Here is a 10203-nt window from a genome sequence, read left to right as displayed (position 1 = left end):
GGATATCGGGAATGCCGTATTTCATCATGGCCAGACGCGTCAACCCCATGCCGAAGGCAAAGCCACTGTACATCTGTGGATCAACACGGCCGAATTCGAGGACTTTAGGATGGACCAACCCACAGGGGATCAGCTCGATCCAGCCTGTTTGTTTGCATGTGGGGCATCCTTTTCCCCCGCAAATGAGGCACTGCACGTCGAGTTCAAAACCCGGTTCCACGAAAGGGAAAAATCCAGGCCGCAGCCGGACGGTCACCTCACGCCGGAAGACCTGGCTTAACAGGGTCTTCATGACGGCGATGAGATGAGCGACGGAAATATCGCGATCGACGAGCAGGCCTTCGAGTTGGTAGAAAGTGTTCTCGTGACTGGCATCAATGGCCTCGTTCCGAAAGCACCGCCCGGGAAAGATCGCTCGCAGGGGCACGCCGTACGTTTCCAGCGCGCGAACCTGGTTGGCGGAAGTGTGCGTCCGCAGGAGCATTCCGTTATCCAGCCAGAACGTATCCTGCATATCGCGTGCAGGATGGTCCGGCGGGATATTGAGAGCGTCAAAATTGTAATATTCCAGCTCGACTTCGTATCCGGTAAGGACGCGGAAGCCCATCCCCTGAAAAATCTCTTCCAGTTCCATCTGAACAAGTGCAATGGGGTGGATGCTTCCCATGCGGCGGTCGATCGAGGGAAGCGAGAGGTCCAGGCCGGCGATTCGCCGCACGCGGTCTTTCTCCAGTGCCTGGATCCGGGCTGTGGCCTCGGCAAGGAGCCGTTCGGCTTCCGACTTGAGGGTGTTCAACCGCTGGCCGAAACTTCGTTTTTCCTCCGGCGACAAACGACTGAAATCGGTGCTTTTGGCAAGGGTCGTGATCACACCCTTCCGCCCGAGATACTTGATGCGCACCTGCTCCAGTTGTTTGGAGTCCTGAGCGGCTTCGAGGTCGTGCCTGAGTTGTTGCAAAATGTCATCCATGGCTGGTCAAGACCGGAAGTTGCGTTAATCTTACAGACTGGGAAATTCAGAAGCCTGTGCGGGTTCCGGTAATCGCCCCTGAAAACGCTCAATTTATCGCGCCGCCGCTCGGTTGGGTATCCCAGTAACAACCGACTCATCCCGAGTTGTGTTTCCGCCCCTGGCAGGAGGGAGGGATGCCGAGAACAGTGTGCCTGGGAGTAAGATTCACCCTGTGTGGAACCTGACGGGCTGGTCACTCCCGGGTCGCACTTAGCTGACGATAGGGCCAATTGACGGATTGCCGCTACAAGAGATCGAGCCTTTGACTTCTATAGAGCCATCAAGGTTGGATATCCCCTGAGCTTTCGATGGGTTGATCGCGGGGGTGCTCCGAAGTAAACTGGCGGTCGCCCAGACAGACCCATGGAAAAGCGGAAGTCAATACAGCATCAAGCTCTCTTTTTGTAAGCTGCGGTGGAACAACCCCGGGGTGGAAGACGGGCCGTATGAATTTGCGGGAGGGAGTCAGTGGCCAGGGTGATCTGGGACATAGAGAACTGGTACCGCCTCGGGCGAGGGCGGGTCTTCGATTTTCGCGCTACCGGCGAGCAGGTGGTTCAGGCACTTCAGGCAGGACTTCCTGAACAATGGGCCCCCTATGTGCTCGTAAACGTCATACGGGTAAAGCGCGACAAGACCTACGAGCCGCAGGTGAGCTATTACGCCATCGAAGAGCTACCGGCCGTGGCTACGGAGGAGAATTGGCAGTTCTTTGTGATGAGCAAGGTCATTAGTGGAAATATAGATGTGAGTGCGGTAGGTAATCCAGACAGTTTCTGCTCGCTCAATGGTATGATTATTCTTTTCTATCCGAAATATCCAAGCCTTGGAATTGTCAACAAAGTTGAATGTTGTAACACCGGCGAAATTATCGAACATACCGAATATTTTCAGATCTATAGGAAACTCGCTCGAGCATTCAACCCGTACAAAACGAAAAAATGATCCGCGAGGATTCCACCACCTTTTTGTGGGAATCGTTGCGATAAGTGGTAGGGACGTGCCTTATCGCAAGATAGAGCGCATTTTCCGCTGGGTGGTTTACTGCTGTCGGGACATCGCACGGGCGGCACTCGTAGCTATGCAGTTGGCTTGAGATGTTAAAAACCTTTTCATAGGGATATTCGGTCTGGTGGCACCCAGAGACAATAGTTGGCGGATTCAACTTCGACGACGAATACCTCTGATGTCCGGTGTAAAAAACGTCCGCATAGATATCGATCAGCGTTGCACTGCTGGTCCGGTTGAGGTGACAGGAAAAATGCGATAGTCCGGCAGGGCGCGGAAAGGCACGGCCAATGAGCTACTACATGCGGTATATCGTGGTGGGTGAGGGAGATGTGTCGCTCTCGCGAATCGAAACGGCACTGGCCTCCCGCGACCCGCGCTACAGTCTCCGCAACGGCAAGTTGGCGTACGGGGGCCGGGTCTACGGCGTTGTGGAAATTAACGTCCCCGGGGAGGATCTATTCGAAGAAGAAAGGGAGGAGCTGTTAGAGGAAATCGAGGATATTCCCGGGGAAAACGCCCGGAAGGTAAGACAGGCTCTCCGCAAAGCCCGCGCGATCATAGCCGTGCAGGTAATCTTCGGAAATTGTGGGACGGAGGCGACTCTCCAAAAGATAGATCCTTTGTGGGAATGGCTTTTTTCCACGTACGAGGGCTATTTACAGGCAGACGGAGAGGGTTACTATGACGGCACGGAGCTGATTCTGGAGGTGGCGTGATAAACTCTGGAGTTTGAACACGCCTGGACTGGTGAAACGCATCAGCATCGGTAGGAGCAACGATAAGCCGTCGGCACAAGACATAGCGCATGGGCGAAGTTGTGGGAGCGAGGTAGGGGCCCACTCATGAATTGCCCCTACCGGTACGTGCTTGGCGTGCCCGGTGAAATGAGATGGATGATCCAACGTGGAGAAGCGGACCTGACAGGCAGATCTCTCCAAGGGTCGGCCTGTCGTGTCTGACGAGGCTTCGTACTGGCCGGGTGGAGGTGTGCCTGTTCAAATCACCTGTCGCGGAAGATACCAGACGATGATTGTAGCAGATGGCGATTTCTCTTGGGAACCGTCCGACTATTTCGAATGTTGCGAGTACATGGGTGGTCCCAAATTGCGCTATCTCGTGGTCAGGTCCCAGTCATTGCGCAAGTGCATGGAGCGGTATTACCGGGAGCACTTCGACGGTCTTTACATAAGCGGCGCCCACGGTTTTACGCGGAGGGATCTCAATTTCCTGAAAGATTATCCCGACATCCAGAGACTGGAAATCCGCCACGCGGACAGTCTCCAGATTGGAGGCCTGGCATACCTTAAACAATTGCGTCACCTGTGGATCGAAGACAATCAGCAGCCCCTCGACCTGTCATGGTTCCCGCACCTGCGAAGCCTGGTTATTGACTGGGACAGAAACATCGCATGGCCCAACCGCCTGGAAACGCTCGAGCACCTGTCAATATCCAGGTACAGGCCCAAGAGCAAGGACTTCACGGAACTGCCGGAGTTTCCCAGCCTGAAGTCGTTACAGGTAATCCAATCGCCGATTCATTCGCTTGCCGGGCTGGAGAGGTTTGGCCGACTGCGGTATCTGAACCTTGCGTACTGTACAAAGCTAGAGCGGATCGGAGAGTTGAGCTGCGAGTCCCTGCGGGCGCTGGAATTGGATGTGTGTCGGAAGATCAGCGACCATGCCCATGTGGCCACGCTGCCGCGATTGGAATTGCTGAAAATGACTCATTGCGGGCAGATGCCGTCGATTGCCTTTGTGCGTTCGATGCCGCGGCTGAAGTGGTTTATTTTCGCTTATACAGGCGTGCTCGACGGTGACATGACGCCTTGCCTGGGGCTGGAAATGGTCAGCTTTGACGACAAGAAGCACTACTCCCACACGTGTGAGCAGATCCAGACGATGATTCGGGAACGATTGGGACCGCGATACCCCCGGCGAACCTGGTGGGAAATGGTGGGCGAGATTCTCTCGTCTCCGTGAAGGTGTGCGTCAATGAGACGAGTGTTTGGGGAAGCCGCTTGTTGCCGCATGCTGCTCATGTGTGGCTTGCGTGGCCGCGAAGGGATCGCCTCCGTGCGTTGCAGAGCAAGTCGGGGGTATCTCGCTTTGATCTGGATGAAGTTCCCTCAGGCGCATTACGGGGAGCAGATAATCCAATGGAGTGTTTGGGTGATTCCGTCGGGCAATACCCGATTTGTCGGAGCCCAGATTGGCACCCAACTTTGAGACGTACCGAATAAGGAACGGGTCGTTGTAAGGATCGTCAACCATCCAAGCCACTCCAAATGAGGCGGGCCAATGTCGCTAACAGACCTGCTTGCCATTGCCGGCCAGGCGATTGCAGCACCGCTCGATCGTAGCTTTGGGCCGGAAGATCACTTGCGCTCTTTGTCCCACCTGGCCGAAGAATTAGCTGCCCTGTTACATCAGCGAAACGGTTTTTTCGCGTACCAGTCAGCCCTATTGGTGCGACCGTTGAGTCATGAGCGCCCTCCGCTGGGAGTCATCCAGTGGAATGAGGCGGGCCTGTGGAAGGAAGAATATCACGCAGATTTGGGCGAGGTGATTTTCTTTGCGGAAGACGTGTTTGGAAACCAGTTTGCGATCCGCAGTGGTGGGGTTTGGTTTTTTGACGCAGAAACGGGCGATCTTGAGTTTATCGCTGAATCTCTCGATGAGTGGGCCCGGCTGGTGGTAGGCAACCCGGAATACTGGACTGGATATCCGCTGTTGCAGCAGTGGCAAGCAAAGCACGGCACACTGCCGGCAGGAGAACGTCTGGCGCCGAAGCTCCCGTTTGTCCTGGGTGGCGGGTATGAGGTCGAAAACCTATACTCCGTGAACGATGTCGAGGGAATGCGGTTCCGCGGGAGTCTGGCGCGTCAAATTCGCGACGTGCCCGACGGGGCCCAGATCAGGATCAAGCTGATTCACCGTCCGCCACAAAATGACGCCACGTAACGTGGCAGGTCTTTTGGAAGGCGTACACGAGCTGGCATCGGCGGTTTATTCATCTGTGCACCGGCAGAATGTCCTTGCTTCGCTGACAACTTGCAGGCAGACCGATTTTCCGCCGTTTGCCGGTAACGGTTTGCGGACTGTCACCCCGGAGTACCCCGCACGCCGTCTTCAATATCGAGGTAGCCGGCGAACACGTCTACCACGTTTCCCCCGATGGCATTATCGTCCATAATTCGTATGGGAAGGGCCCAAGAAGAGTGACCGGCGAGGCCTTGAAGGCGCGTCGTGTTGAATTCAACAAGATGAGGCCCAAGGCCCGGATGGAGGAAGCGAAGAAAAATGCCCACAAATACACTTCTGAGCAGTTGGAACGCATGCGACAAGGGCAATCGCCGATCGGTGAAGATGGCTTCCCGATGCAGATCCATCATCGCCGTGCTTTGGCAGATGGTGGCACAAACACCTTTGATGGTTTCGAGTTTATGACACGAACCAAGCATCGTTTAGCTATAAAGCTGGTCATCCAAACTAATCTCCCGGCAAAGGAGAAATCGCCGTGATGATCGAAGCGATGTACCAGGTCATTGATAACGTTGCCGATAAGTCGGTCGGTGTGGGAGCGTCTCCGGATGACATTCGTGTTGCCGAGGCAACGCTGGGAGTATCGTTTCCTGAAAGCTATCGCGCCTTCCTCCGTCGTTACGGGTGGGCTGTCATCGGGTTCAACGAGTTTTACGGGCTTGGTGCCGACGTGCCGCATCATCTTCACTTGATCAGAAATACCCTGGTTGAACGCACAACCATGGAACCACGCATCCCTCATTCTCTGGTTCCAGTGCTAAACGACGGAGCGGGGAATCATTACTGCTTGGCAACGGAGCGAATGGTTAATGGCGAGTGTCCTGTCGTCTTCTGGGACCATGAACAGGGGCCAAATCAAGATCCAATCACAGAAGGTGAATCTTTTGCTGAGTGGATAATCAATTACCTGCGAGAATCATAGGCCACGGTCGCAACTCGTGGTTTCTCCCAGACCGCACAGTCCCTTCTCACACTTCCGGAGTTGAGGCTTGAAGTTCCGTCTTCGAACAGTTCGACTGAGCTGGGGTTGCAACTTACAGGCCGGAAGGGCCTCGTGGCCGGTTTGCCTGGGTGATTGCCGCCCTGCCACGGCCCGGCCCGCAGGCCGTCTACAACCTGGAAATTGCCGGCAAGCATGTCTATCATGTACAGCCGAACACCGTGCTGGATTATAGTTTTTGCGGTGCATCGAGCAAGGTAAATTACGCGCTGGTGCTATGAGGCCGTTGCTGGAAGCAAATGGCAGTCAAAAGTCGGCTGGGATAATTTTTCAGAAGAATTTGGATTGCGAGAAGCAGGATAGACGCCCGTTGTCCAATGAATTGTTTCCGCGACATTTCGTCGCACCGTGAAACGCTGACAGCCCGGATCGCATGGCCCAGATAATCTGTCCTAAAGTTGACCGGGGGAGTACGCGAGCATCCCACGTACCACCCTGACGACGGTTTGCGATTGAGAGGGGGATCACAATGCGAACGCCAAGAGGAAAGGAATATTTGCCTAATGAGCGGATTTATAGCAGTGGCTTTGCTGAACAAGGCCGCTCGGATGTGGTGCTGATCGAAGTGATCTCCGTGGCGGATCGGGAAGTACTGAAACTTGTCTTTGAGAGTACAAATTCGCCTTGGCGGCAGGGCGTTTGGCTGGCTACCGATCAGGTTGTGGTCATCAATAATGTGAAGTGTCCCAGCGCGGAGCTGTGGTACGACACAGCACCTCGGGAAGTGCTCATACAGTGTCGCACGGAGGAGAACATTTTATGGCTGTACAACATATGGGACGCTGGCAACGGTCGTCAGTCTCAGGCGTGGACATCGGGAATGCTGGTTGAAGAGCTTGCCAACGGGTGGCGGTACCGGTGTAACGATATTGGGTTCGACACCAACTTCGACAAGCTTGTCTTCCGGCTGGAACGGACCGGCAGGCCAGGCAAGCGTTCCGCTGGATAAGTAGTCGCAAGGCGCCGGCCGGTGCGGGACTGCTTGATCCACGAGGCAGACAGGGCATGGCGACAGGAGAAAGATTATCCAGCGTTGGTAAGCAGACCTGACAGGGAGGTGCGTCCGGGCTGAAACTCGCGTCCCTGCAAGTCCTTGCCGAGGTCCGCGCCGCTGCCAGTGGTAGCGACGACATGGGGATGAGTCAGGCGGATGGTGGGGGCGATTCATGAATCGCCTCAACGACTGAGGACGGAGAGATCCCCCGGAAAGATTCGCTCCATTGCAGATACCAATGAGTACCGGTAAAGACTTATGACGCAACCGAAATACTTTCGCTATTTTCGGTATAACATTGACGAGGGGTTTGATTATTCCCGCGTTCACCTTCCTGATGTGGGTTGCGTTTTCGAGCTGTTGGAAGTCGAGTTCAAAAAAACGCCTTCTCGGGGAATTTCGTGCTTGCAGTTGATATACACGCTCCAGGCCGACAAGCACCTGAAAGTTTGGATTGAGCTGGAGGGGATTCTTTCCGTCTTCTCCCACTACGACGCAGCGCGATTCGCAGAGTGTGCTTCGGCATTCGAGAAGAAGAAGTTCTTCCTGGATCACATCCGTCAAGCATACATGCATTATGCCGACCAGTACGGCTGGGATGAGCGCTATTTTGATGCCGTTTACCAGCGCATCGTGGCTGGGGGAATCATGTTCGACCGCCCCTGGGGCAACACGGCATGGGACAGGCACAGGAAAGTCCGTGCTCGGGTTCACGTACATTACGATCTGGACGGTGCGGAACTGAGCTTCGTGATCGAGGATGTGAAGACCGGGGATGTGCGCCGAAAGGTGTTTGCCCGCTGGCGCGGTACGAATACGCAAATGCTTAACACAATCTGCGGTAAATTGATTTGGGAGAGCTCTCATCGCTTGCGGCTCTACACACGGCGATCCGAATTGCCCGACTATTGGGAGTTTGATCTGGAAAACGACCGCGTTGAATTCCACAAACCGAAAGCTGAGGCAGGTGACGCGCACGCCCAGTATCAGCTTGGCCGTGCCTTTTTGGGAGGTGAGTCAGGAATATACGACCTGGAGAAGGCCGTGTACTGGCTTCGCCAGTCGGCCGCCCAGGGCTACAAACATGCAGCCAGGTTTCTGACGCTCATGGAAAACAGCACCCCAAGATGAAGCAGCGCCAGGGGGCCAAAATGAGCAGGTCACACAGTTGCCGAATCTGTGGCCCGACGATATCAGGGACCAGGAGGGGCTGCACGTTTACCGTGTACTTGCCGCAGGTTCTCGGAAAACCACAGGCATACTGTCGCCGTTGCGTGGGTTGAGCACAGCCACAGGGCGAACAAGGAAGGCAACGGCTGCGGGAAAACGGGAGTGGATCATGAAGGAAGTCAGGCTGTACGTGCCTCAGGCCAAGTCGTTTCGTATCATGTTGTCGGGGCGGCTTTGAGACAAAAAACACGCACCAGCGGCGAGCGCTACGCAGTGTCCGCCGTTTCGCGGAGCCCACTCGCTTATTGGACGGAGGTTGAAGCGAGACACGAACACGTTACAAGTATAGCGGTCGAGAGGTCATTCATCTTCACCTGGTGCAACGCCATCATGGGAGGCGGCGCTAATGTCGTGGAAACCAACTGACAAAGAGGTGGAAAGTCTCATCCGTTTGCCTGGTGCCAAAAGATACGAGTACTTTGTGAAGCGGGTGGTGGACATGGAGGAACTGTGGGGGTTGTGGGAGGACGGGTGGTGTATGCTGGGTGATCCTCAGGACAGGCAGTGTATACCGGTGTGGCCACATCCGCGCTACGCACAACTTTGCGCTACGGATGACTGGGCGCGGGCTGAACCGCGCTCCATCCCATTGGACAAATGGCTCGAGAGTTGGACTCCCGGTATGCAGGGCGACGGTATTTTCGTGGCAGTTTTTCCGACGCCGACACTCAGTGCGGTCGTGGTGCCTCCCGAACGTTTGGAGGCGGATCTTCGCCGCGAGCTTCTCAAGTACGAGGTTCCTGATGAATGAGACTCCCGTTTCATGAGAGTTTGCTTTGAGCGTTTATATTCAACGCCGTACTGAATATCCGATGTGGCGGTGGTCGTGTGCGCTGACGGAGGTGATTTGCTCACCGGAAAGGAAGCACCGGCTTCCAGGAATTCGTGTCCGACTTTAGCTTTTCAACAGAACGATGGCTGAGCAAAACGAATCTGGCAAATTTGAAATCGTCAACTTCAACGATTGGACGAGAGGCCGTCTCTTGCGGCTTCTGGAAGTCAAGAGCAACGAGCTGCCGCAGTGTATGGCGTATTTCCGGGAGGCGCAACTGGACGGCCTCTACATCAGCCGCGCTCACGGCTTTCGAGCGGACACGTTGGATTTCCTCCGCGATTACCCGGAGATAACACGTATTTGTATTAACTACAGTCCGAATCTGGATCTTGCGGCTCTCTCCTGCCTGAAGAATCTGCGGTTACTGAGCGTGGATGATAACGAACAACCACTTGACCTGCGCAACTTTCCGCATCTTGAATCGTTGCGGATCCAGTGGCACAAGCGGATTTCCTGGCCGGAGGAGCACCAGAATCTCGTGGATTTGGAGATTCGCTCCTTTCGGCCTCGGTCGCGTGACTTTAGCGACTTGCCCCACCTTCCTAATCTCTGTTCCCTGGAGATTATAAGGTCTCCGATTCACTCGCTTGCCGGGCTGGAGCGATTTCGCCGGCTGCGGTATCTGAGTCTTTCCTACTGTACAAAGCTGGAGCGGATCGGAGAGTTGAGCTGCAAGTCCCTGCGGGCGCTGGAATTGGATGTGTGTCGGAAGATCAGCGACCATGCCCATGTGGCGACGCTGCCGCGATTGGAATTGCTGAAGATGACCCATTGCGGGCAGATGCCTTCTATTTCCTTTGTAAAATCGATGCCGCGGCTGAAGTGGTTTATCTTCGCTTATACACATGTGCTCGACGGTGACATGACACCTTGCCTGGGGCTGGAAGTGGTCAGCTTTGACGACAAGAAGCACTACTCCCACACGTGTGAGCAGATCGAGGCAATGATTCGGGAACGATTGGGACCGCGATACCCACGGCGAACCTGGTATGAAATGGTGGGCGAGATTCTCTCGTCTCCGTGAAGGTGTGCGTCAATGAGACGAGTGTTTGGGGAAGCCGCTTGTTGCCGCATGCTGC

At 55.1% G+C, this 10203-nt stretch carries 11 protein-coding genes and 1 pseudogene; 11 read left to right on the top strand and 1 reads right to left on the bottom strand.

Going from position 1 to position 10203, the window contains the following annotated elements:
• A partial coding sequence (gene pheS, locus H5U08_RS03915) for a phenylalanine--tRNA ligase subunit alpha (protein ID WP_297030388.1) occupies positions 1 to 970 on the bottom strand: 970 nt, incomplete at its 3' end.
• A gap of 510 nt (positions 971 to 1480) precedes the next feature.
• Here pheS and H5U08_RS03910 point away from each other — a divergent pair.
• From H5U08_RS03910 to H5U08_RS03865, 11 genes and pseudogenes are all read left to right on the top strand, one after another.
• On the top strand, positions 1481 to 1957 hold the full coding sequence (locus H5U08_RS03910; protein WP_297030386.1) for a hypothetical protein: 477 nt from the start codon (positions 1481 to 1483) through the stop codon (positions 1955 to 1957).
• 353 nt (positions 1958 to 2310) lie between these two features.
• Positions 2311 to 2739, top strand: a complete 429-nt coding sequence (locus H5U08_RS03905; protein WP_297030385.1) for a hypothetical protein — start codon at positions 2311 to 2313, stop codon at positions 2737 to 2739.
• A gap of 235 nt (positions 2740 to 2974) precedes the next feature.
• Positions 2975 to 4003: a hypothetical protein gene (locus tag H5U08_RS03900; protein ID WP_297030383.1), complete on the top strand. Its 1029-nt coding sequence runs from the start codon at positions 2975 to 2977 to the stop codon at positions 4001 to 4003.
• A 318-nt stretch (positions 4004 to 4321) separates the two neighbouring features.
• Positions 4322 to 4984 carry a hypothetical protein gene (locus H5U08_RS03895; RefSeq protein ID WP_297030381.1) on the top strand — a complete coding sequence of 221 codons (663 nt, stop codon included), beginning with the start codon at positions 4322 to 4324 and terminating at the stop codon, positions 4982 to 4984.
• Positions 4985 to 5100: 116 nt separating this feature from the next.
• Positions 5101 to 5214, top strand: a pseudogene (locus H5U08_RS19805) (hypothetical protein); the annotation flags it as partial.
• Between the two features lie 27 nt (positions 5215 to 5241).
• Complete coding sequence (locus tag H5U08_RS03890; protein ID WP_297030379.1) at positions 5242 to 5544, top strand: HNH/ENDO VII family nuclease; 303 nt, start codon at positions 5242 to 5244, stop codon at positions 5542 to 5544.
• Positions 5544 to 5987 (top strand): SMI1/KNR4 family protein, encoded by a 444-nt coding sequence (locus H5U08_RS03885; protein ID WP_297030391.1) that lies wholly within the window; start codon positions 5544 to 5546, stop codon positions 5985 to 5987. Before H5U08_RS03890 ends, H5U08_RS03885 begins: the two co-directional genes overlap by 1 nt.
• 547 nt (positions 5988 to 6534) lie before the next feature.
• Complete coding sequence (locus tag H5U08_RS03880; RefSeq protein ID WP_297030376.1) at positions 6535 to 7014, top strand: hypothetical protein; 480 nt, start codon at positions 6535 to 6537, stop codon at positions 7012 to 7014.
• A gap of 303 nt (positions 7015 to 7317) precedes the next feature.
• Positions 7318 to 8190: an SEL1-like repeat protein gene (locus H5U08_RS03875; protein WP_297030374.1), complete on the top strand. Its 873-nt coding sequence runs from the start codon at positions 7318 to 7320 to the stop codon at positions 8188 to 8190.
• Between the two features lie 445 nt (positions 8191 to 8635).
• Complete coding sequence (locus H5U08_RS03870) at positions 8636 to 9040, top strand: DUF2750 domain-containing protein (RefSeq protein WP_297030371.1); 405 nt, start codon at positions 8636 to 8638, stop codon at positions 9038 to 9040.
• Between the two features lie 163 nt (positions 9041 to 9203).
• Entirely contained in the window at positions 9204 to 10148 is a 945-nt protein-coding gene (locus H5U08_RS03865; RefSeq protein WP_297030368.1) for a hypothetical protein, read from the top strand.
• Positions 10149 to 10203: the final 55 nt, after the last annotated feature.

The organism is Thermogutta sp., assembly GCF_014359955.1.
Lineage (GTDB): Bacteria > Planctomycetota > Planctomycetia > Pirellulales > Thermoguttaceae > Thermogutta.
The sequence above is the reverse complement of the archived record's forward strand: the minus strand, read 5'-3'. Positions and strand labels throughout refer to the sequence as shown.

What these genes read in the sequence shown, in the direction of transcription:
- H5U08_RS03905 (WP_297030385.1), top strand. Translation starts at nt 2,311, where the DNA reads ATGAGCTACTACATGCGGTATATCGTGGTGGGTGAGGGAGATGTGTCG.
- H5U08_RS03895 (WP_297030381.1), top strand. Translation starts at nt 4,322, where the DNA reads ATGTCGCTAACAGACCTGCTTGCCATTGCCGGCCAGGCGATTGCAGCA.
- H5U08_RS03885 (WP_297030391.1), top strand. Translation starts at nt 5,544, where the DNA reads ATGATCGAAGCGATGTACCAGGTCATTGATAACGTTGCCGATAAGTCG.
- H5U08_RS03880 (WP_297030376.1), top strand. Translation starts at nt 6,535, where the DNA reads ATGCGAACGCCAAGAGGAAAGGAATATTTGCCTAATGAGCGGATTTAT.
- H5U08_RS03875 (WP_297030374.1), top strand. Translation starts at nt 7,318, where the DNA reads ATGACGCAACCGAAATACTTTCGCTATTTTCGGTATAACATTGACGAG.
- H5U08_RS03870 (WP_297030371.1), top strand. Translation starts at nt 8,636, where the DNA reads ATGTCGTGGAAACCAACTGACAAAGAGGTGGAAAGTCTCATCCGTTTG.
- H5U08_RS03865 (WP_297030368.1), top strand. Translation starts at nt 9,204, where the DNA reads ATGGCTGAGCAAAACGAATCTGGCAAATTTGAAATCGTCAACTTCAAC.